Origin of the sequence: Pedobacter sp. UBA5917, assembly GCF_002432345.1 — a bacterium.
Taxonomy (GTDB): Bacteria; Bacteroidota; Bacteroidia; order Sphingobacteriales; family Sphingobacteriaceae; genus Pedobacter.
In genome coordinates this window covers 1-22,885 of record NZ_DJDT01000103.1, presented here as the reverse complement: position 1 = coordinate 22,885, position 22,885 = coordinate 1, and the positions used below count along the sequence as shown (strand labels likewise).

At 39.1% G+C, this 22,885-nt stretch carries 24 protein-coding genes; 8 read left to right on the top strand and 16 right to left on the bottom strand.

Annotation, left to right across the window (positions count from 1 at the left end):
- The first annotated feature begins 100 nt into the window (after positions 1–100).
- The 7 genes from B2V92_RS06400 to B2V92_RS06370 all read left to right on the top strand — a co-directional run bounded on the left by B2V92_RS06400 (position 101) and on the right by B2V92_RS06370 (position 7,164).
- A complete protein-coding gene (locus B2V92_RS06400) occupies positions 101–442 on the top strand; it encodes an antibiotic biosynthesis monooxygenase family protein (protein ID WP_293305930.1) in 342 nt (113 codons plus the stop codon).
- 138 nt (positions 443–580) lie between these two features.
- Positions 581–1,168, top strand: a complete 588-nt coding sequence (leuD, locus tag B2V92_RS06395) for a 3-isopropylmalate dehydratase small subunit (protein ID WP_293305928.1) — start codon at positions 581–583, stop codon at positions 1,166–1,168.
- Positions 1,169–1,335: 167 nt separating this feature from the next.
- Positions 1,336–2,802 (top strand): ATP-binding cassette domain-containing protein, encoded by a 1,467-nt coding sequence (locus tag B2V92_RS06390; protein WP_293305926.1) that lies wholly within the window; start codon positions 1,336–1,338, stop codon positions 2,800–2,802.
- Positions 2,803–2,928: 126 nt separating this feature from the next.
- A complete protein-coding gene (gene leuB / locus B2V92_RS06385; RefSeq protein WP_167296839.1) occupies positions 2,929–4,020 on the top strand; it encodes a 3-isopropylmalate dehydrogenase in 1,092 nt (363 codons plus the stop codon).
- Between the two features lie 10 nt (positions 4,021–4,030).
- A complete protein-coding gene (locus B2V92_RS06380) occupies positions 4,031–5,191 on the top strand; it encodes a 2-isopropylmalate synthase (protein WP_293305918.1) in 1,161 nt (386 codons plus the stop codon).
- A 247-nt stretch (positions 5,192–5,438) separates the two neighbouring features.
- Positions 5,439–6,689: a threonine ammonia-lyase IlvA gene (ilvA, locus tag B2V92_RS06375; RefSeq protein ID WP_293305916.1), complete on the top strand. Its 1,251-nt coding sequence runs from the start codon at positions 5,439–5,441 to the stop codon at positions 6,687–6,689.
- 115 nt (positions 6,690–6,804) lie between these two features.
- Positions 6,805–7,164, top strand: coding sequence for a cupin domain-containing protein (locus tag B2V92_RS06370; RefSeq protein WP_293305914.1), 360 nt, complete (start codon positions 6,805–6,807; stop codon positions 7,162–7,164).
- 196 nt (positions 7,165–7,360) lie between these two features.
- On the opposite strand, the gene B2V92_RS06365 is transcribed toward B2V92_RS06370, so the two are convergent.
- Positions 7,361–7,921: a DUF4230 domain-containing protein gene (locus B2V92_RS06365; protein ID WP_293305912.1), complete on the bottom strand. Its 561-nt coding sequence runs from the start codon at positions 7,919–7,921 to the stop codon at positions 7,361–7,363.
- A 135-nt stretch (positions 7,922–8,056) separates the two neighbouring features.
- On the opposite strand from B2V92_RS06365, the gene B2V92_RS06360 reads away from it, so the two are divergent.
- Positions 8,057–8,467: a hypothetical protein gene (locus B2V92_RS06360; RefSeq protein ID WP_293305910.1), complete on the top strand. Its 411-nt coding sequence runs from the start codon at positions 8,057–8,059 to the stop codon at positions 8,465–8,467.
- Between the two features lie 135 nt (positions 8,468–8,602).
- Here B2V92_RS06360 and B2V92_RS06355 read toward each other — a convergent pair whose 3' ends face one another.
- The 15 genes from B2V92_RS06355 to hemC all read right to left on the bottom strand — a co-directional run bounded on the left by B2V92_RS06355 (position 8,603) and on the right by hemC (position 22,663).
- On the bottom strand, positions 8,603–9,595 hold the full coding sequence (locus B2V92_RS06355; RefSeq protein ID WP_293305908.1) for an ABC transporter ATP-binding protein: 993 nt from the start codon (positions 9,593–9,595) through the stop codon (positions 8,603–8,605).
- A gap of 181 nt (positions 9,596–9,776) precedes the next feature.
- The gene (locus B2V92_RS06350) at positions 9,777–10,562 is read right to left on the bottom strand and encodes an outer membrane beta-barrel protein (protein ID WP_293305906.1); all 786 of its coding nucleotides are present in this window, start codon (positions 10,560–10,562) and stop codon (positions 9,777–9,779) included.
- Between the two features lie 133 nt (positions 10,563–10,695).
- Positions 10,696–11,454, bottom strand: a complete 759-nt coding sequence (locus B2V92_RS06345; protein WP_293305904.1) for a hypothetical protein — start codon at positions 11,452–11,454, stop codon at positions 10,696–10,698.
- Entirely contained in the window at positions 11,435–12,004 is a 570-nt protein-coding gene (locus B2V92_RS06340; protein WP_293305902.1) for an RNA polymerase sigma factor, read from the bottom strand. Before B2V92_RS06340 ends, B2V92_RS06345 begins: the two co-directional genes overlap by 20 nt.
- Positions 12,005–12,358: 354 nt before the next feature.
- On the bottom strand, positions 12,359–13,516 hold the full coding sequence (locus B2V92_RS06335) for a hypothetical protein (protein ID WP_293305900.1): 1,158 nt from the start codon (positions 13,514–13,516) through the stop codon (positions 12,359–12,361).
- Between the two features lie 181 nt (positions 13,517–13,697).
- Positions 13,698–14,258: a CopD family protein gene (locus B2V92_RS06330; protein WP_293305898.1), complete on the bottom strand. Its 561-nt coding sequence runs from the start codon at positions 14,256–14,258 to the stop codon at positions 13,698–13,700.
- A 19-nt stretch (positions 14,259–14,277) separates the two neighbouring features.
- Positions 14,278–14,565: a type II toxin-antitoxin system RelE/ParE family toxin gene (locus tag B2V92_RS06325; protein WP_293305896.1), complete on the bottom strand. Its 288-nt coding sequence runs from the start codon at positions 14,563–14,565 to the stop codon at positions 14,278–14,280.
- Positions 14,553–14,732, bottom strand: coding sequence for a hypothetical protein (locus B2V92_RS06320; RefSeq protein WP_293305894.1), 180 nt, complete (start codon positions 14,730–14,732; stop codon positions 14,553–14,555). Before B2V92_RS06320 ends, B2V92_RS06325 begins: the two co-directional genes overlap by 13 nt.
- A gap of 130 nt (positions 14,733–14,862) precedes the next feature.
- On the bottom strand, positions 14,863–15,888 hold the full coding sequence (hemE, locus tag B2V92_RS06315; RefSeq protein ID WP_293305892.1) for a uroporphyrinogen decarboxylase: 1,026 nt from the start codon (positions 15,886–15,888) through the stop codon (positions 14,863–14,865).
- A gap of 197 nt (positions 15,889–16,085) precedes the next feature.
- Complete coding sequence (locus B2V92_RS06310; RefSeq protein WP_293305890.1) at positions 16,086–16,601, bottom strand: hypothetical protein; 516 nt, start codon at positions 16,599–16,601, stop codon at positions 16,086–16,088.
- The gene (locus tag B2V92_RS06305; RefSeq protein WP_010602455.1) at positions 16,601–17,305 is read right to left on the bottom strand and encodes a response regulator transcription factor; all 705 of its coding nucleotides are present in this window, start codon (positions 17,303–17,305) and stop codon (positions 16,601–16,603) included. Before B2V92_RS06305 ends, B2V92_RS06310 begins: the two co-directional genes overlap by 1 nt.
- A gap of 8 nt (positions 17,306–17,313) precedes the next feature.
- Positions 17,314–18,180, bottom strand: coding sequence for a sensor histidine kinase (locus B2V92_RS06300; protein ID WP_293305884.1), 867 nt, complete (start codon positions 18,178–18,180; stop codon positions 17,314–17,316).
- Between the two features lie 225 nt (positions 18,181–18,405).
- Positions 18,406–19,776 carry a glutamate-1-semialdehyde 2,1-aminomutase gene (hemL, locus tag B2V92_RS06295; RefSeq protein ID WP_293305882.1) on the bottom strand — a complete coding sequence of 457 codons (1,371 nt, stop codon included), beginning with the start codon at positions 19,774–19,776 and terminating at the stop codon, positions 18,406–18,408.
- 94 nt (positions 19,777–19,870) lie between these two features.
- Complete coding sequence (gene hemB, locus B2V92_RS06290; RefSeq protein ID WP_293305880.1) at positions 19,871–20,839, bottom strand: porphobilinogen synthase; 969 nt, start codon at positions 20,837–20,839, stop codon at positions 19,871–19,873.
- A 243-nt stretch (positions 20,840–21,082) separates the two neighbouring features.
- Positions 21,083–22,663 (bottom strand): hydroxymethylbilane synthase, encoded by a 1,581-nt coding sequence (hemC, locus tag B2V92_RS06285; RefSeq protein ID WP_293305878.1) that lies wholly within the window; start codon positions 22,661–22,663, stop codon positions 21,083–21,085.
- Positions 22,664–22,885: the final 222 nt, after the last annotated feature.

Below are 22,885 nucleotides of genomic sequence, written 5' to 3'. Positions count from 1 at the left end.
GCTTACTGCCGCAGCCGCAGCCGTAACCGGAAAAATTACCGACGTAAGGGATTTGCTGGAGAAGGTTGTTTAATTCCTAAATCCCCCAAGAGATAACATAATGAAGAATAACATTATTAATAAAGCAAAAGCCCCCTCAAGGGGGATGGGGGTATTAGAAGTTGCCATATTAAATGTAAAAGCCGGGTTATCGGCCGATTTTGAAAAAGCTTTTAGCGAAGCACAAAAAATCATTTCCGCAATGGAAGGTTACATTTCGCATCAGCTTCAAAAATGTGTAGAAGTAGAAAATAAATACATTCTACTGGTAAACTGGGAAACACTCGAAGCACATACCAAGGGTTTCAGAAGATCGGCAGAGTACCATGATTGGAAAAAATTATTGCATCACTTTTATGATCCTTTTCCAACAGTAGAACACTTTGTTGAGGTTGAAGGATAAAAGGTATAAGGTTTAAGGTCCGAAAACCAAATTATAAATAAAAACATAAACGATGCCCACCCTAACCGGTGTAATCATCAAATCAGTGAAATCGCCCCAATTGGTGAAATCATTTAATCTGTGTAATCATCATAAAAAATGAAAAAATTCACAAAATTAACATCGGCAGTAGTGCCTTTAAACATAGAAAACATCGATACCGACCAGATTATCCCTGCAAGGTTTCTAAAAGCGACCACACGTGAAGGTTTCGGTGAGAATCTTTTCCGCGATTGGCGTTACGAAAACGATAACCAGCCTAAAGCAGATTTCGTGTTAAATAACCCAACTTACAGCGGACAGGTTTTAGTTGCCGGAAAAAACTTTGGCTGTGGAAGTAGTCGCGAGCATGCGGCCTGGGCCATTCAGGATGCGGGTTTTGATGCTGTAATCAGCAGTTTCTTTGCCGATATCTTTAAAGGAAATGCCCTGAACAATGGTTTATTGCCTATCCAGGTAAGCGACGATTTTCTGGCACAAATTTTTAAAGCGGTTGATAACAATACAAAATCAGCTTTAGAGGTTGATCTCGAAAATCAAACCGTTACCATCGTAGAAACCGGTGCTCAGGAATCTTTTGAGATCAATCCATACAAAAAATCATGCCTCATTAACGGTTATGATGATATCGACTTCATCCTTGCACAAACAAAATTAATTGCAGAATTCGAACAGGCCAGAGGATAGAGAGAGCAGAAAGACCAAAGCAGAAAGACTAAAGCAAAAAGATCAAAGCAGAAAGATTTAAGCAAAAAGACCAAAGAAAAAATCGGTGTAATCACTTAATCAGTGTAATCACCCCGAAAGGAAAATCGGTGCAATCACCTAATCAATGTAATCAAACCGCAGGAAATATGAAAGAAAGTTTCGTCAGTATTAAAAATTTAAACTTAAAGTTTCAGCAAAAAGCTGTGCTAAGGGATTTGAATTGGGCTATCAATCGTGGCGAAAACTGGGTATTGGGCGGAACCAGTGGAAGCGGAAAAACCTCGTTGGCTAAAATTATCGGTGGTTTACAAAATGCTTCAGGAGACGTCAAAATCAATTTCGACCATACAAGTGCCCTACCTGCCGAAACCTTATTTGTTGAAAGCTGGTACCAGTTTAAAAACTTAGAGGGCGTTGCCAATTTTTATTACCAACAGCGTTATACAAGTCAGCAGGCTAAAGAAACGTTAACCGTTCATGCAGAACTGGTTTCCTACGGCAAAGAAAAAGGGCTTCATTTTGATCAGGTTGAACCGATTTTAGAAGCTTTGGGTTTTTCTACATTCGCCAGCTCACAGTTGATCGAACTATCAAGCGGTGAACATAAAAAACTGCAACTGGTTAAAGCTTTATGGTTAAAACCACAGTTATTAATCATCGATCAGCCTTATACGGGCTTAGATGTTGCCTCGCGCAAAAACCTGAATACACTTTTGGACCAGGTTACCGAAGAAGGTGTGCAGCTGATCCTGATCTGTAACGATGCCGAGCTACCAAACTGCATCCAATCTTTTGCCGAAATAATTGATGGAAATGTAGTTCAGGTAGATGCTTTTGAAAGTTCAAGCAGTGAAGAAAATCACTTGGGTGAAATTCCTGCCTTCTTAAAAGAATCCCCGGTTTATGCTTCACAGAACATCGTTAAAATGGTTGATGTAAACATAAGCTATGGCGACAAACAGGTGCTCAAAAACATCAACTGGGAAGTGAAGGCCGGAGAAAAATGGCTTTTACAAGGACATAATGGTTCAGGAAAATCTACCTTGTTAAGTTTGGTAAACGGCGATCATCCTCAATCTTACGCCAACGAACTTTATCTGTTCGGCAACAGGCGTGGAAGCGGCGAAAGCATTTGGGACATTAAACAACATATTGGTTTAATTTCGCCCGAATTCCACTGGTATTTCGATCCAACTGCTACCGTTTGGCAAAGTATCGCCTCTGGATTTTACGATACAGTAGGTTTGTTTCAGCAGCTACCCTACACCAAAAGTACACAGGTTGATGAACTGGTAAAATACTTCGGCCTAACCGAAAATAAAAATGAATTATTGAGCGCATTGCCCCTCGGTAAACAACGATTGGTATTACTGGCGCGCACCATTATAAAAAATCCCGAACTATTAATTCTGGATGAACCCTGTCAGGGCTTAGACCAACAGCAAACAAAACATTTTAACCAACTGGTTGATGAACTGTGCAGCAATGGAATGACCCTGATTTATGTTGGCCACTTTGAATCGCAGCTGCCAACCTGCATTGAAAAAAGAATATTGTTAGAAAAAGGCGAAGTAAAAGTCGTCGAAAGTTTAAACACAGAAATACTAAGCTGATGCAAAATTAACCACAGATGAACAGGATAAACACAGATTTATAGATTGTTATCTTAAAATCCTCAAATCTTAAAAATCCTGTCGAAACCAGTGGTAAAAATACATACAGCATAAGAGGAGTCAACAATGAAGAAGAACATTTTAGTAATACCTGGAGATGGTATTGGACCCGAAGTAACCACTTGGGGAAAAGCAGCATTAGAAAAAATTGGCGAAATTTTCGGACATGAATTTACGTTCGAAGAAGCTTTAATGGGCCACGCGGCTATTGAAGTTACAGGCGAACCATTGCCAGATGAAACTTTGGAAAAAGCCAGACAAAGCGATGCTATCCTTTTTGGAGCAATTGGTCACGCCAAATATGATAACGACCCAAGTTTAAAAGTTAGACCAGAACAGGGGCTGCTAAAAATCCGTAAAGAACTGGGTTTATTTGCCAACCTCCGCCCGATATTACTATTTGATGAACTTCTTCAGGCCTCAAGTATTAAACCCGAAATTTTAAGGGGAACAGATATTCTTTTCTTCCGCGAGTTAACCGGTGATGTGTACTTTGGAGAGAAAACACGCTCTGAAGACCGTAACACCGCTTCTGATTTAATGATCTATCACCGTTACGAAGTAGAGCGTATTGCACATAAAGCTTATCAGGCAGCACAACAACGTAACAAAAGATTATGTTCGGTAGATAAAGCAAACGTTTTGGAAAGCTCACGCCTGTGGCGCGAAACCGTTCAGGAAATTGCAAAACAATACCCTGATGTAGAAACCGAACACATGTTTATCGATAATGCAGCGATGCAGCTGATCAAAAACCCTAAAAAGTTCGACGTGGTGTTAACTGCCAATCTATTTGGTGATATTTTAACAGACGAAGCCTCTCAGATTGCAGGTTCGATGGGTATGCTGGCGTCGGCATCTGTTGGCGAAAGCACTGGTTTCTTCGAGCCTATCCACGGTTCGGCGCACGATATTGCAGGCAAAGATTTAGCAAATCCACTGGCTTCTATCCTATCGGCAGCTTTAATGCTCGAGATTGGTTTCGGATTAAAAGAAGAAGCCAAATTATTGGTTGATACCATCGATCAGGTATTGAAAGAAGGCTTTAGAACACATGATATTGCCGATCAAAATACAAACCGTTTTAAAGTTTTGGGTACCGCCGAAATGGGAAAACTGGTATTAAAGTTCTTATCACAAAAATTAATCACATCCTAAACCTAAGATTATGATTCACGACCCGAACAAAGTTTATATTTTCGACACCACATTACGTGATGGCGAGCAGGTACCAGGCTGCCAGTTAGATACAAACCAGAAAGTAGAAATCGCCAAATCACTCGAGCTTTTAGGTGTTGATGTGATTGAAGCTGGTTTTCCGGTATCTAGTCCTGGTGATTTTAACAGCGTAATCGAATTATCAAAAGCGGTAACCAACCCAATTATCTGCGCTTTAACCCGTGCAAATAAAAATGATATCGACGTTGCTGCTGACGCTTTGCGTTATGCAAAAAGACCACGTATCCATACCGGTATCGGTGCATCCGATTTCCACATTAAACATAAATTTAACAGTACCCGCGAAGATATTTTGGAACGCGCTGTTGATGCGGTAAAATATGCCAAAAAATATGTTGAGGATATCGAATTTTACGCAGAAGATGCCGGCCGCGCTGATATCGAATTTTTAGCAAAAATGGTTGAGGCGGTAATTGCTGCCGGAGCAACCGTGGTAAACATTCCCGATACCAATGGTTATTGCTTACCGGATCAATATGGTTCGAAAATCCTTTTTTTGAAAGAAAATGTAAAAAATATCGATAATGCCATTATCTCGGTACACTGCCACAACGATTTAGGCCTGGCTACGGCAAATTCTATCGCTGGTTTACAGAACGGTGCCCGCCAGGTAGAATGTACCATTAACGGTATCGGCGAGCGTGCAGGCAATACCTCTATGGAAGAAGTCGTCATGATTTTGAAAACGCATAAGGTTTTGGGCTTAAATACCCAGATTGATGCAACCCGTTTCTACGAAATTAGCCACATGGTGAGAAACCAGATGAACATGCCGGTACAGCCGAACAAGGCAATTGTTGGTGGAAATGCATTTTCGCACAGCTCTGGTATCCACCAGGATGGTTTTTTGAAAAACCGCGAGAATTATGAAATCATCAGACCAGAAGATGTTGGTTTCCCTGATGCTACTATTGTGTTAACCGCCAGAAGTGGCCGTCATGCATTAAAACACCACTTAGATCGTTTAGGCCATAAATTGGAAAAAGACCATTTAGATATCGTTTACAAACAGTTTTTGGTTTTAGCCGATAGCAAACAGGGCATTAACGACCACGATTTAAATCAATTGGTGGCGCTGCACCTGGCTTAAAGCTGAAAGGTTAAAGACTAAAGCTAAAAGCGATCAGCGGATTGCCTGAAAAACTTTGAGGGGAGGATTTAAGTTTGAAACACAAGCTTTGCCCTCTAAACCTGATTGGAATGAGCATGAAGCGTAGCGGAATAAAATGTAAAGCAGGACTGCTGCACCCTATGGAATACCAAACCCTGCTTTACAAAAAATACATGAGCGAAATCTAAGTCTTGATACTAAGATCTCGCTACTTGATACTAATAAAATGAACACAACAACACCGAATACACTAGATTTTCAATCTGCATCGCAACGATTAAAGGGCGTAGTAAAACGTACGCCTTTGGAGTTTAACGCCGGACTTTCTGCTCATTACAATGCCAATATTTATTTAAAAAGAGAGGATCTGCAGATTGTACGCTCATATAAGCTACGTGGTGCATACAACAAAATCAGCTCATTACCACAGGATGCTTTGATTAACGGTGTGGTTTGTGCAAGTGCAGGTAACCATGCACAGGGTGTGGCCTATTCGTGCAAAAAACTGGGTATTAAAGGCGTTATTTTTATGCCCGAAATTACCCCTAAACAAAAGGTTAAACAAACTTATATGTTCGGTGGCGATAGTGTGGAAGTGGTATTGGTTGGTGATACTTTCGACGATTGTTTGAAAGAGGCCCTGGCTTACAGTACCGAAAAATCGGCTACGTTTATTCCGCCATTTGATGATGAAAAAGTAATTGAAGGACAGGCAACCGTGGGTGTAGAGATTTACGAAGACCTCCCCGATTTAGACATTATCGTGATGCCTGTTGGTGGCGGTGGTTTAGCATCAGGCGTGAGTGCCTACATGAAAACCGTTAAACCCGATGTGAAACTGGTTGGCGTGGAGCCTTTGGGTGCACCATCGATGGTTACTGCGATGGAACATGGCGGTCCGTACACTTTAGATGAGATTGACCGTTTTGTGGATGGTGCCGCTGTAAAACGTATTGGCCACATTACTTACGAGTATTGCAAAGAACTTCTTGATCAGATGCATTTGATTCCGGAAGGAAAAATCTGCACTACCATATTAAAACTTTATAACGAAGATGCAATTGTGGTTGAACCCGCGGGAGCACTGTCTGTGGCTGCATTAGATCAGCTTAAAGAGCAGATTACCGGCAAAACGGTAGTTTGTATCGTTAGCGGCGGAAACAACGATATAGAGCGCATGCAGGAGATTAAAGAGAAATCTTTACTTTTCGAAGGCCTAAAGCATTATTTTATTGTACGTTTCCCGCAGAGACCAGGCGCTTTAAAATTATTCGTGAATGAGGTTTTAGGTCCGCAGGATGATATTACCCGTTTCGAGTTTATTAAAAAAACGAATAAGGAAAATGGGCCGGCATTGGTGGGTATCGAACTTTCGAACAAAAACGATTATGCAAGTTTGTTGCAGCGCATGAAAGACTTTAAATTTGAAATTATTGAGCTTAACCAGGATCAAACATTGTTTGAGTATTTGGTTTAAGGGATCAACCACAAAGTTTTAGGCTATCGTCATGCTGAATTTATTTCAGCATCTTTCTAGCGTGAAAGACCCTGAAATAAATTCAGGGTGACGTAAAAAATAAGAATATAAAAAAATGAACTTCAAAGACCTAAACAACAAAGCATTAATTTCCGACAGCGATATCGATTGGGAAGATTTAGGAGCAGGCGTAAAACGGAAAATTATGGCTTATGATGATAACCTGATGCTGGTTAAGGTAGAATTTGAAAAAGATGCAATTGGTTCGATCCACAATCACCCACACCTCCAGATGAGTTATGTTGCTAAAGGAAGTTTTGAAGTGACTATGGGCGATGATAAAAAAATCCTGAACCAGGGCGATGTCTTCTTTGCACCATCAAATGTATTCCACGGTGTGGTATGTTTAGAAGCAGGATTACTGGTTGATATTTTTAATCCATATAGAGAAGATTTTCTAATTACGTCACCCTGAATTTATTTCAGGGTCTTCTCGCAGAAGCCACAAGACTTCCGAAGTTTTTCCTATGCACATGCCCGGCAAACTTCGGAAGTCTGCCCCTTAGATGTTTCGAGTAGATCTCTCCATTACGCTTTGCTTCAGTCGAGATGACGAAATCTAGTGTGACGATCGCCAGGAACCTTCCACCCTAAACCTTCCGCCTTCTACCTTATTCAAAAGTAAACCTCACACTCTTATAACCCAAACCTTCAATAATCGGTTTAAGTACCGTTGTAGCATTGGTTTTGGTCTGCGTTAAAATGTTCGATTTTTTAACTTCAGCACTTACCTGTGCTTCAGCAGCTTTATAAGCTTCATCTACCAAACTGGCCTCGCGGAAGAAAGCCATTTTCGTATCGTATACGCGTGAGTTTTTATGGTCGATTTTTACATAGCAGATTTCGGGCTGTGGTAAATTTACTACAGCAGTGTCCGCATCTATACGGATATCATCGCGGGTAATTTTGGTAAGGTCTATACAACCTACGGCTTCGGCTTTTACAATCAGTAAAACACTTGCTTCGGGCAAAAAATCTGTTTTATTTTTGTGCTCCAGAACGTCACTGATCTGGTACCTTACCAGCTCCAGCTTGCCTATAGTCTCGATTTTCTCAACCAGAAGCTGATGTTTGCTTTCAACAGAAGTATTGATACTAAACTTTTTGGAGATAAATAAATACCCCGCAACGATTAAAATTAACCAGGGCAAGAGACGGAAAAAGATCTTCATTTTATAAGAAAATTGGGTTTCAACATATTGTGTATTCAATCTGTTGCACAATAATTAATCCATAATTCCCCTTTGTTATTTTTTGGCAGAAGATTTGTAATACCAATATCACACACACAAATAACACTAATCAAAATGAAAAAACTTACCATCCTAATGCTTTGCATTGCCACACTAGGTCTGGCTTCATGCAAAAAAGACACCATTGTTCAACCAAGCAACGCTATTTTAACTGTAGTTAAAGATGTTTCTACAAATGCCTGGGTATTAAGTAACGACGGAAAAACTTTCTCTGCAAATATTTCTATTCCTGAAATAGACCAATACCACGTTGACAACGAAGGAACCCTGGTTTACATTTCGTACAACAACGGAGCAAGTTATATAGCTGTACCATTTGTTTATAATGTAGACGCCTACAGCTTCGAAGTTTATAAAGGCGGCATATCTATCGATGTACAAAGCTCAGATTATCAGGCAACAACTCCTATTAAACCTTCTCAAACAATAAGGGTAAAAATAGTTCTGGTTGGAAATGATCTATAATTAAGATTTAAAACACTAAAAAACGACCGGTGTTCAATAGCATGCGGTCGTTTTTTTATGCCTTTATTCCGAATTGGCAGGAGTTATAAGTATAATTATAACGCTTGCAAAAAACAACAAAGATTACTACTACAGTTAAAATTCTAGATAGCGACTAATGTTTAATTGAACATGGTCGTTTTTTTTATGCTCTCCCCTGTTCAGCTGTATGGCACGGATGTTAACACCGTTCCTTTCCAGCAACAGTTCATCATAAAAGCCTTTGTAGTATACATCTTTTACTTCAAAACGCCTGCTGCCCCAGTTACTGCTTATTTCGGCCCATTCGGGATAAAATACAACGGTATCTTTTTGTGTTTTTAAACCGATTTTTTCGGCATCTGCTTTTGGTAAAACCACGGCATTACCTAAAATCTGTGCGGTGTAAATGTGTTTGGGATGCTGGTAAATTTCAGCTGGTTTTCCAGTCTGCAAAAGTTCACCGTTTTTCAGGATCAGTAATTGATCGGCCAGAAATAACCCATCGGCAGGATCGTGCGAAACCAGAATTACAGTAACACCGGTTTCGGAAGCGATGCGTTTGATATCTGCCCGCAACTGGTTCTTCAACAAAGCATCAACCTGGCTAAACGGTTCATCTAACAATAAAACCTGTGTATCGGCCACCATGGCTTTGGCTATGGCCACACGCTGCTGTTCTCCGCCACTCAACTCAATAATTTTTTTATGCTGCAAAGGCAAAATCCGGAGGTGCTCCATCATCTGGAGTGTTTTTTCCGCTTTAGTTTTAAGGTCGGTATTCGATAATTGTGAGGCAATATTATCGTATACTTTTGCATAAATGTTCAACGAGAAATCCTGCGTAACCATTTTCATCTGCTTGTGGCCGGGTATCAATTGTTCATCAGGTCCTTTTACCCTTTTATCTTCGAAAAAGATTTCGCCTTCATCGGTTTTTAACAGGCCGTAAATTGATTTTAATAAGGTCGATTTTCCGCTTCCACTCTCGCCGATAATGGCTACTACATCTCCTCTGTTGATATCGAAACTTACATTTTTAATGCCACCGGCCTGTTCTGTCTGATATTGCTTGGTTAAATTTTTAACGCTGATTAGGATATTGCTCACGCGGTAAAGATAATGAATAAGCTTAAAGTGGAAAGACTAAAGCTTAAAGCAAAATTCCAAACAAAAAATCCTGTTCCGCCTAACCGAAACAGGATCTGTTTTATTTGTGTGCTCTTTTTTAACTTTTCTATCCCTCTCTGTCTTTCGGACATCTCTCCTGAAGGAGCGAATTAAGTGATTGTTAGTTTAATCCGAAAGTAACCCCGAAGCTCATGTTTTTTAAGCCGGCTTGTTGCGAAGTGGTAAACATATCGTTGAAATAATATTTGGTAAACAATCCTATTCCTCCGTAACCAAATCTTACTGTACCTCCGTAACGAACCGATTGGAAGTGGTAGCTATCGTATTGTTTCTCCTTACCACGCTCCTCGCTGATCTGTTTGATTTTTCCGTTTAGCAAAAAGCTAACTTCAGGACCTAAAACCAGGTAAAATCTTTTGCCGTTTTTATTCTCGTTGGTACGGAATTCGAAGTTTAACGGAATATGTACATAACTGCTCGAGAAACGGTTTTTAGAAAAATGTACAGGTGATTGATCCGTGTAAACAAATTCGTTAGAGTTTTTAGCAATGGTAATGTCTTTTCTCAAGCGGATCAATGTCCAATCGAAACCACCCGCTACGTACACTTTAAAGTTAGAGTTAAAACGGTAGCCAAACTGTAAGATATCAAAAGAAAATGTACTCGTTTTTCCTCCTTTATAATCTAAGAAGTCGTTATTTGGAGATAAATTGAAGCTTCCGTTATCAATTAACCTGGAGAAACCCCAATCAACCCTGGTAAAGGTAATCCCGCCTACAAAACGGCCTTTTTTTACTGAATCTGATTTCGATTTTAAGATAATTCCATGTCCTTCGCTATAATCGATTTTCTTTTTAGCAGTACTATCCTGTTGGGCAAAAGCTCCTGGAGCCATAACACCGGCAAGTCCGCTTACCAAAAGTGCTGTAAATATTAGACGTTTCATATAATGTGTGTTTGTGATTTTTGAATGAATGAATTATTGATGCCTTGAATGAGAGAATGAATGTTAAATGTTATAAAGTTGAAAGGTTTGAATGTTGTAATGTTGATTACCGTTAACTGCTAATTGAAAACTGTTACTTCTTGCGTTTACCAATTTTAAAAGGGCCAATATTGATAGAGGATAGCGAAGAATCATCATCATCGGTACGGAACTGGATAAATTTCTCTTTCCTCTTATCTACCTTATTAACAATCAGGTTAATTACGTCGCCCATGTTACGGATACCTTTATTGCTTTGCTCGTTCTCGTTAATAGGTGTTTCGGTTTTAACCTCTGTTATATTATTAGCCGTTACAATTTCCTTTTCTGATTGTAAAATGACTTCTTCAATCTTAGTTTTAATGTCTTTTTTAGGTTCATCAACTTTGGCCACAGCTGTTTCCTGTTTTTGCATTTCGGGTGCTGTAATAACGATCTGCTTTTCTACAACAGGTTTTACTTCTCTTTTAACCTTGGTTTTGGCAATAACGCCTACTGCTTTTGGTTGAACAGGTATAACTGGTGTAATATCTTTAACCGGTTCAATTACTGCATGCACGCTGTCTTTTACAATTGGAACCTCTACTACTGGCTTAACTTTTTCAATTGCATTGCCGGCTAATTTCTTACCTCCGCTTACAACCGTATCCTGTTGTTGGTAAACCAAAATACCGATGGTAGCAATCAGTAATACAGCTGCCGCCGATAACCAATAAATTGGTATAATCCTTTTTTTCTTAGGCGCTATTTCACTTTGGATATTGCTCCATAAATCCCTCGAAGGAGTTACTTCTGCATCGGCAAAAGTATCCTTAAACAACTGATCAAAATCCTTATCCCGTATAGGTTGCATAACCAAATCCCTCCATTTTTATAATTTCTTCTTTTAATATCGTTCTTGCTCTTGATAACTGCGATTTACTTGCCCCTTCCGAAATGCCAAGTGCCTCTCCAATTTCTTTATGCGAATAACCTTCAATTACATACATGTTAAAAACCATGCGGTAACCATCGGCCAGTTTTTGTATTACCTTCATCAGATCCTGCATTCCTAAAGTGCCAAAATCGAATCCGGTTGATGGCTGTTCGTAAGCCTCATCTATTTCGACCACATTTAAGCTGCGTAAATTTTTACGGTAACTTTCAATCGCGGTATTAACCATTACCCTCCTGATCCAGCCTTCAAAAGAACCATCGCCCCTATACTCTTTTATTTTTTGGAAAATTTTGATGTAGCCCATCTGCAGCACATCTTCTGCCTCCATCCTATCTTTGGCGTAACGCATACAAACGGCCAACATTTTCGGTGCAGTTTGCTTATAAAGCAGTTCCTGCATCTTCCGGTCGCCAGCTTTGCAGCCTTCCATCAAATCGTTTATCGTATAGCTTCGCGTCAATTTCATTGTGTGTTTGTATATAGAAGATGGCCAATTACAAACAATGGTTGCATGAGGAGGAGAAAAAAGTTAAATAAAGTTAAAATATCAATCAAACCAACTGAATATCAATAATATATAATAATTATATTTTTCAAGAAAGATATAGATTTTTGTTTTGGAAAGCAATAACAGAAGCATTTTTGATGTGTTAGTCCCGCTATCTGCTTCAAAGCCTCGGTTCGTTCCTCACCATCGTGTTTTTCGCTGCTATCGGGTTTAGAAACAGGAGGCAATGCTTAAAAATAAAAAACCTCGTAGGTTTTGAAAACCTACGAGGTTTGAAGTCGTACCATTTAATAACCCTAAACCTTACACCTTTTACCTTTCAGCTTTCTTCACCTTAAACAATTTAAAATCCTGTTTGTAGGTTAAGAAAAAGGAGTGGTTAAACTGAAGCTGTTTATCGGTATTATCAAGATCGATATGCGGTTCGAAACGTACATCAAGATAAAAATGTGGGATCAGCTCTTTTTGGTAAGCATAACGCAGTGAAACAATGTTTCTGGAACTTTGTCTTAACCCAGGACTGTACAAATTATCGGAAACCGATTCGTACAATGGCATACCTTTAATTGAAATAAAGTTATTGCCTTTCCAGTAAGAAGCTACCAAACTGCCCCATTTACTTTCTACCCCCGCATTTAACCATAAGCCAAAACCGCCCTGAAAAGCTCTTCTTTTATCGGGTGAAAAGTCTTTGTAAACGGCAATGTAGTTATCGGTATATACCTGTTTAATATTGGTATTAATATCTTTATGTAATTTTATACCCGTTGCTCCGTTAAACATGGTCGTAATCGGGATTTCTTTTAAAACATCGATCTGTCCTCCCTGGTGGAAAGCCAGAAACTGTGCTGGGATACTCAATTTCCAGTCATCGTTTTTAATTAAAAAACTTTCGGTTGATAAACCACCGATGATTTCTTCTTTTGCAGGATCGCCTTTATAGATCATTTTCTGCCAGGCAATCCAGGCATCTAAGGTAAATTTCTTGCGCTCCACCAGCAACTGTGTTCCGTATTCGATCGGTGTAGTTAAAATTCTTTCGAAATCGTATAAAGGCTCGATGTATTTATGCTGAATATTGCCTTCTAAACTTCCGAAAATTAAAGTAAGGTTTCGCTTATGGTATTTTACACTGAATAAAGGTTTTGCATCCGAAACACCATTTCGTCCAAAATCTTTGCGGATAAAGGCACCTGCAGTAATGGCCAGGTTGGGATGCGCATAATAAACGATCTGCGGTTGCAACTGCGTTCCGTACAAGGTATAACCATCGTGAAAATCGTTGGTGTATTCGTAATTGCGGACGAAGTTTAAGTTGTAAAAGTTAAAGTGGACTTCGTTGGTTAAATTGCTATCAGGCCGGATTCTGTTTTCGAAAGCCGATTGATTAAACTGAGCCGAAGCAAAATAAGAACTAAGAAGAAAAGTTATCAGTAGTAAGGACTTTTTCAGGTCCGTGGTTGTAAACATGCGCTTGGATTTTATCGTCCAAATTTAGAATAGTTTTTGGTTTATTTATCTGAAGAATAAGTGAAGTTTACGCAAAGGAAACAAAGCTGTTAACATGGCTAACCAAGAAGGCACAAAGACACAAAGCTTTTTACATGCTTTTAATTACAATAATATTCTTTGTGCCTTAGTGGTAAAAGATTTATTCACCACGTTTCTTCCTATAGTTTTTATACAGTTTAACGGCAATCATAATAGCCATGGCAACGCCCATAATGCCAATTAAGCCGTAAATCCAGTTGATGGCACTTTTTAAGATCACTACAAATACTATGGCGATCATAAAAATGGTAGCCAATTCGCGCCATAACCTCAACTGAAAGCTGCTTAGCTTATATTGGTTATTTTTAAGCTGTTTAACGATATTTTGGCAGATGAAGTGATAAATTAGTAAACCAACCACAAAAGCCAACTTCACCCACATCCAATCGGCTTGTAAAAGCCCCTGGTTTAAAGTCAACATGGATACGCCTGCCAAAACCGAAATAATCATGGCTGGAGTAGCAATAATTTTCCATAATGTAGCCTCCATTTTAACAAACTGTTGCTGAAGGATACTCTTTTCGGGCTCGGGTTTATCGTTTGCTTCGGTATGGTAAATAAAAAGACTTAGAATATAAAATAAACCGGCCATCCAGCTAATTACAAATACAATATGTACTGCTTTGAAATATTGATAATATGGCAATAAGGTTTCTATCATTCTAAAACTTAATATTTATTTAAAGAAATGGTTGTGAAGAGTGGTGAACTGTAAGTATCTCTACCAAATCAGCCTCCTGGTCGAAAAAATAGATGATCCGATAATTCCCTTCTATAAGCTCACGAATTGATTCATGATCTCTTTCAGGAACTACCCTACCTAACTCAGGCATTTCTTTTAATATTTTTGGTTTGTTAAATAGCTTCTTTATTAATGCAGAAGTAAAACGATCAGAATATTGACTATGAAAGTTTGCAATGTTATTTAAATCATCAATGGCAATTTCAGTCCAAACTATTTTAGCCATTTTTCTAACTTTTGTTCAGCCTGTTCTTCAGAAAGTATTTTTCCTTCAGTAACCTGTTGCAATCCAGAATCAATTTTTTGAAGCAACAGTATCCGTTCAATTAATTCGTCAGCAGAAAACTCATCGGGCATCTCTTTTAACGTATCTATAATTTCTGTTTTTTTCATCAGAATATAATTTGTTCTCTTAAATTGATTAATCCAATACGAGCATATTCATTGCTTATTGCACATGTATGCTCATACTGCTTTCATTCGAAAATTATTTTATACAAGATACTAAAAAATCAGCAGACTATTAATACCTAAACTCCTTTACCACCTCAATGGCATACTTCACATTATCGAAAGGAATATCAGGCATAATACCATGACCTAAGTTAAAAATAAACCCTTCGGTACCGCGCATACGCTCGAACAATTTATGAATCTGTGCTTTAATTACCGCTTTATCGGCATATAAAATATGTGGATCCAGATTACCCTGTACAGCAATACCTTTTGGTAAAGCATTTTTAATGTTCAATAAATCAGCGTTCCAGTCAACTGAAATTACATCCGGTTTAGCTTCTGCCATAATTGGTGCAAAAACCGAGCTTCCTTTACAGAAAGAAATAACAGGGATATCTTTTCTGTTTAGGTTGGCAATAATTTCCTGGATATAACGGTGAGAAAATTCCTGGTAATCGTTCCATGATAAAGCAAGGGCCCAGCTGTCGAAAATTTGAAGGGCGTTAACACCGGCAGCAATCTGAAGGTTCAGATAATCGGCAGTTACTTTGGCAATTTTTGCTAAAAGTTTGTGCGCCAACTCTGGCTGGTTGTGTATAAAAAGTTTCGTTAATTTGAAATCTTTAGATGAGCCACCTTCAATTAAATAACTCATAACCGTAAACGGTGCACCAGCAAATCCAATTAAAGGAATACTGCCATTTAAACGCTGCTGAATCACTTTAATCGCATCAGCTACGTATTGTAATTCATCTAAACAATCAACATTTAAGTTTTCGATATCCTGTGCAGTACGAACCGGATTGGCAAATTTTGGACCAACACCAGCGGTGAAACTTAAATCACCACCCATGGCTTCGCCGGTTACCAAAATATCACAGAATAAAATCGCAGCATCGATATCCAACAGATCAACCGGCAACATCGTTACATCTGCAGCAATTTCAGGATTTTTACACATCTCTAAAAAAGAGTATTTGTTTTTAATTTCCCAATATTGTGGCATAAAACGACCTGCCTGGCGCATCATCCATACTGGTGGACGTTCGGTCTGTTTTGAAAATGCTGCGTCTAAAAATAAGTTATTCTTCATGATTTGTATTTGGTGTTCCTTAATCAACGTCACCCTGATCCGATAGCTATCATATTTAATTCAGGATCTATCGCAAAAAAGATGCTGAACTAAATTCAGCATGACGAATCGGGCGCAAAGGTATAAATAAAAAAAAAACGAAGTACCTTTTTATCGCTAAACTGGTGCTTCGTTTGTTCAAAATGACAATTGTAATATTATATTTTGCTTATTTCTTTTTCAATTTTAACGATAATGTCTTTCGATCGTTGTGTTTCAGCCAATTCTTTGGCTAGTTTGGTATAAGCTTCTGCTCTTTCCCTGTCTTTTTTCCGTAAAGCGAGGTTTGCCAAATGAATCAATACATACGATTTTTCATTCTTACCCCCTACCGGAAAACGGCTGGCCAACTGAAAATGATATTCGGCCTTATCGTAATCGTGCTCTTTAAGGGCCATGTTCCCCTGCATAAATTCGTAATAACCCCTCCGGCTTTTTGCCAAACGTTCGGGTTTAGCTACCTCGGCCAACAAGGCCCTGGTTTTGCCAAACTCGTTATTTTTGAAATGCTTCGATGCCATTAACACCGAACTATGCTTAAAATGGCTCCAAACAACAAAGGCAAATAAAAGCCCTGAAACAGCTGCGAGCTGATATTGGTTGTAAAATAAACAAACCAATGCAGCAAGCACAAAAACTGCCATTAAAGCATACCTGCCCTTATTATTGTACATTAATGACTATCGGTAAATTTATAACCTACACCTCGGATAGAGTGGAAATAAACCGGATTTTTTTGATCTGGTTCGAAATACTTACGGAACGTTAAGATAAAGTTATCAATCGTTCTTGTTGATGGGTAAACATCGTAATTCCAAACGGTTTCTAAAATCTGCTCTCTTGATACGGCATCGTTTTTACGCTCGATCAACAGTTTCAACAACATCGTTTCTTTTTTAGTTAACGGTGTGATGGTACCATCATCATGTTTTAATTCGAAAGAGTTGAAATAAATGGTTTTATCACCGATTTTGTAAGAGTTTAATTCTTTTAAATCGTCTGATTTTAAGCTGCGTTTAACCAGAATACCAACGCGAAGGATTAATTCTTCTAAGTTGAATGGTTTTACCAGATAATCGTCGGCTCCTTTTTTTAAGCCCAAAACACGGTCTTCTGATGTATTTTTAGCAGTTAAAAACATAATCGGAACCTCAGCATTTTCTAAACGAATTGTTTCGCAAACCTGGAAACCATCCATTTCAGGTAACATTACATCTAATACGATTAGATTAAAGCGTTCTTCTTTAAAGATTTTAAGAGCGGTTTTACCGTCTTTAACGGCATGAACTTTATAACCTTCCAGTTCTAGGTTTAATTTGATAGCATCTAACAAGTGATCCTCGTCTTCTACCAATAGAATTCTTAATTTTTGTGACATAATTGAGATTAACTAAATGTTACTTCAAAAATACTTCCCTGGGGCAGATTGTCTTTTACTGTAATATCTGCATCATGGTATTGTAAAACCTCTTTCACAATAAACAAGCCTAAACCTGTTCCTTTCGCTTTTCTGACATTCTCGTTACCAACGCGGTAAAACTTATCAAATATCAACATTTTTTCGGGATCTGAAATACCAGGCCCTTTATCAATCACACTTAAATGAATATGTCCATCCACATCGTTTAAATGCACATTTATCACATCACAAGGACTTGAATATTTTACTGCATTTTCGATTAAATTGGTTACTACTGACGATAAGGCAAATTTGTCACCCACTAACTGCAAATTTGGCTGAATCTGGGTACTGATAAGCTGTTCGTTGCCACACGAGTGAACCTGAAGCCTATCGGTAATTTTAGCTACCAGCTCCGAAAAGTTAAATTCTTCTTTAGGGAAAGTATACGACCGGTTTTCAATCTTGGTGGCTAACAACATATTTTCTACCAGATCATCTAGGCGCTCAATATCTTTTAACGAATTGTTGAGTAATGAAACCTGACGTGCTTTATCTAAATCCCTTTTTACAATGGTTTGGATAGAAAGTTTTATGGCAGCCAAAGGCGATTTCAGTTCGTGCGTAATCGACATCAGGAAATTCTGTTGCTGTTCGCGCAGTTTATCTTCTCCTTTTATAGATTGGTGCAGGAAATATCCGCCAATACAAAGCAAAAACAAAAATACTGATCCTTCGCCCATAATCATCGTCATGCGGCTTGGTTGCAAACGTACCACCAATGTTCCCCACGAAATGAGCTGAACCAATGCGTAAAGCAATAATGCGTAAAATATGATAATTGACTTCTTCATCTTTAGAGTTTTCCTTACGGTTTGATTGCACAAATCATTTGATTACACAGATTTTCTTTCCCATCATCCATTTTCCATCTTATCTCATCCATTTTTTCCTTCGGTTTGATTACACAGATTATTTGATTGCACAGATTACCTTTTCCCATGGTTCGTGTCTCCATGGTTTGTGTCACCACGAACCATCGCGCAATACTATTTTCCCTTGCTTACTTGCTTAAATTCTTATTTCTTAAATACCAGATCCAATGCTTCAAATATGGCACGTTTCGCTTTCTCCAGTTCGATCTTTGTATGTGCTGAAGATACGAAACCAACTTCATATCCCGATGGGCCCAAATAAATTCCACGATTTAATAATTCGCGGTGCATCACTTTGAATTTCTCCATGCTGCCTGCATCAATATCATCAGCCGATTGGATTTTATCCTTATCGGTAAAAGCAAACCAAAAGATAGAGCCAATGGTAAATACTTTAAATTTATAGTTACGTGCTGTTGCAAAACGCTGAATGCTGGCCACAAACTCCTGTGCTTTGGCATTCAGGTCTTTATAAAAGCTCGATTTATTCAGTTCTGTTAGGGTTGCAATACCTGCAGCCATGGCCACCGGGTTGCCCGATAGGGTTCCGGCCTGATAAACACCACCATCAGGAGAAATATGTGCCATAATTTCAGCACGTGCACCATACATTCCAACAGGTAAACCACCACCAATGATTTTGCCATAGGTAACAATATCGGGTGTAATGCCATAATGTGCAGCTGCACCTTCAAAACCGATCCTGAATCCGGTAATTACTTCATCAAAAATTAAAAGTGAACCGTTATCGGTACATATTTTACGCAGGAACTGGATATATTCCTCATCCTGCATAATTAAACCGTTGTTTGCAGGGATCCCCTCAATAATCACCGCAGCAATCTGATCTTTAAACTGGGCAAAAGCTTGTTCAATAGCCGTTTTATCATTTAAAGGCACCACAATGGTTTCTTCTGCAAAAGATTTTGGCACACCGGCAGAAGAAGTTTCGCCAAAAGTAACCAAACCTGAGCCAGCTTTAACCAAAAGCGAATCGCTATGGCCATGGTAACAGCCTTCGAACTTTAAAATTTTATCGCGACCAGTAAAGCCTCTGGCCAAACGGATGGCCGACATTACCGCTTCGGTACCTGAACTGGTAAAACGGATTTTTTCTACAAAACGGTTGTTTTTGATAATCAGCTCGGCCAATTCATTTTCTAAAGCTGTTGGCGCACCGAAGCTCATACCGTTCTGCATTACTTCGGTAACTTTTTCGCGGATTTTTGGATTGTTATGCCCTAAAATTAATGGTCCCCAGCTACCACAGAAATCGATAAACTGATTACCATCGGCATCCCAGATATAACAGCCATCGCCTTTTTCGATAAAAAGCGGTGTACCGTAAACCGATTTAAAAGCCCTTACCGGCGAATTTACACCACCAGGAAAATACGTTTTTGATTTTTCGTACAGTTCGGCAGATTTTACCCTCGAAATATCTGGTTTACTTCCGGTATTTACCGGAATATCGGCTTCGTTACCGGAAAACATTTTTTTTAATGAATCTAACATTTTATTAAGCTAAAAGCAGAAAGACTAAAGCTAAAAGAAAGAATCAATCGCCTAACATGGCCTTTGGTCTTTCAGCTTTAAGCTTTCTGCTTAATTACATCCAATTGTTATTTAAAATATCTTTAATATGGTAAGTGGTAATAATGCTTGCACCGGCACGAGCAAAAGCATGCATGGTTTCCATTACTACTTTTTGTTCATCAATCCATCCGCGTTCGGCGGCAGCTTTAACCATCGAGTATTCGCCCGATACATTGTAAACAGCAATCGGTAGATTGGTATCCTGTTTTAACCTTTGGATAATATCAAGATAAGCTAATCCAGGTTTCACCATTAATACATCAGCGCCTTCCTGCTCATCCAAAGCAGCTTCGCGTAAGGCTTCCAACGGGTTTCTGAAATCCATTTGATAGGCTTTTCTATCGCCTTTACTCGGGGCGCAATCTGCAGCTTCCCTGAACGGACCATAATAAGCTGAAGCGAACTTGGTAGCATGACTCATAATAGCAGCATTTACAAAGCCGTTTTTATCCAGCAGGTTACGCATGGCTTCGATACGGCCATCCATCATATCAGATGGGGCAAACATATCGGCTCCAGCTTCGGCATGTGTTAAAGCCATTTTGGCAATAACCTCAACCGTTTTATCGTTTTGAACGTAATCATTTTCTAAAATACCGCAATGACCGTGGGTAGTGTAAGAACATACGCAAACATCGGTTATGATATATAAATCATCGCCGAACTGTTTTTTGAGTTCGCGCACCGCAGTCGGAACTAAAGAATGATCGTGATAAGCTGACTTGGCATCTTCTGATTTTTCATCACCAACACCAAAAAGCATGATTTTATTGAGTCCTTTTTTTATTCCGGTCTCCACATCTTTCACCAGTGCATCAACCGAATAATGGTTTACACCTGGCATGGCATCAATAGCATGGGTAACGTTATTGCCTGGCACTACAAAGTAAGGGTACACAAACATATCTTTCGATAACCGGGTTTCGGCTACCAGCTCTCTCACTAACGGGTTTTTCCTTAATCTACGCGGACGGTTTAACATATTAATTTATATTGTATCAAGTATTTAGTATCAAGACTTGAGTTTTTTTATTTTTTCCTTCGGGATGATTACACAGATTAGGGGATTACACAGATTTTTGGAGTTTAGATTTTAGTATCAAATATTGAGGTTTTGTATTTAGTATTGAGGCAGGCACATCTTACACCTTCCACTTTCTGCCTTTATACCCTCAGCCATCCCTCCACCTTAAACCTTACACCCTAAACCTTTTACCTTATAACCTTACTTTATCTCAATCCCGAAAACTGCTTCGGCCAATCCTATTTCATCAGGCGAGTATGGTAATGCATATTTCACACCCATTTCGTCGAATTTTTTACCTGTAGAGTTACCAATGGCAATTACCTGCTGACCGGGCTCCAATAAATTATCGGCGAAATAAGCATCAACGTTTGATGGACTGGTAAAAATCAATACATCGGCATAACTCTGATCAATATCTTCTTCAATTACGGTTTCGTAAATCGGCAGATCGATTATTTTAGCATCAGCTGGCAGCGATTTCTGAATCGATTGTAAAGAATCCTGTGCCCTTGGGAACAAAACCTCTAAACCACCAACCAATTGTGCAAAATCTTCAGCTACTTCGGTAATGTCGCCACTGGTGCCTACGAAATCGGCAAAGTGATTAAATTTACGAAGCGCATCTTCCGATCCTCTTCCCACAACACCAAATTTTGTTTTCTTTGGCAATACCGGTTTTAAATTGAAAAAATATTCTACACTGTTACGACTGCTAAAGAAAACCCAGTCTACATGTCGCAAAATAAACTGATCCAAGACCGTTACAATAGGGAATGTACGGATCAGCGAGCGTCCTTCTATTTCTATATTATTATTTTCTAAAGCCCTGCGGAAATAACTGTGTTCGCCAATTTCGCGTGAGATGAAAACCTTAGCTGGTTTCTTTCTTTCTACATTAAATTTGGCTACAATTTTTTCTGCTAAACCTTCGGTAGTATCAGCACGTAAAAACAAACGTTCCGGGAAATCTTCGGCAGTTTCTGCTTTTGAGGTCCAGATTTCGAATTTTCCGTTTTCCTTTTTGCAATAACAGCCTAAAGGCATATGGCAACCACCTTCGAAAAGGTTTAACACTTTACGTTCAACATTTACGGTTTCGGCCGTTTGAGGATCGTGCAGTTTTTGAAGTGCTTCAAAAAGTTCAGTATCATTTTCCCTGATCTGAATGGCCAGAGCGCCCTGCGCAGGTGCAGGAATAAACTCCGTAGTTTCGAGTTCTTCCACATGTAAATCGCTCACATCAAGATTTAAGCGTTTAACACCGGCTTTTGCAATTAAAATGGCATCGTAATCTTCATCGCGGAGTTTCTGGATACGGGTTGGTACATTTCCACGTAAATCTTCCACTTCCAAATCCGGACGCAGACCCAACAACTGGGCTTTACGGCGGTTAGAAGAAGTACCCACCATGGCACCTTTTTTTAGTGAAAGTTTCTGCGAAATATCAACACAATCTTTTAAGATCAAAAGGTATTCACTGGCTTCTTCGCGTGGTGGCAAAGCAGCAATGGTTAATCCTTCGGGGTGTGTGGTTGGTAAATCTTTAAGACAGTGTACTGCCAAATCGATTGTGCCGCCCAAAAGCTCTTCTTCCAGTTCTTTGGTAAAAAAGCCTTTGCCTTCCAGTTTATCCAATCTTAAATTCAGGATTTTATCTCCCTGTGTTTTAATGATTTTTATTTCTGCTTCAATTCCGATGGCTGCAAGTTCATTTTTGATATGATTTGCCTGCCATAAAGCCAAGTCGCTACCGCGTGTTCCGATGGTTAATTTCTTCACTATTAAAGTTAAATGAACTGCAAATTTAAGTTAATTAGTGGTTTATCCCATGAATTGTTTAAAAATGAGACAGTGAGGTTACAGAAGGGAGAATTTAAAGGATTACTGTGACATTAGGGGATAATTTTGTCATTCTGAGCGCAGCGAAGAATCTTTGAGTGACGCGTGTAACTATTAATGATGTAATTTTTTCCTCACGCCGCAGTCTTGCCTCGGCTCGCC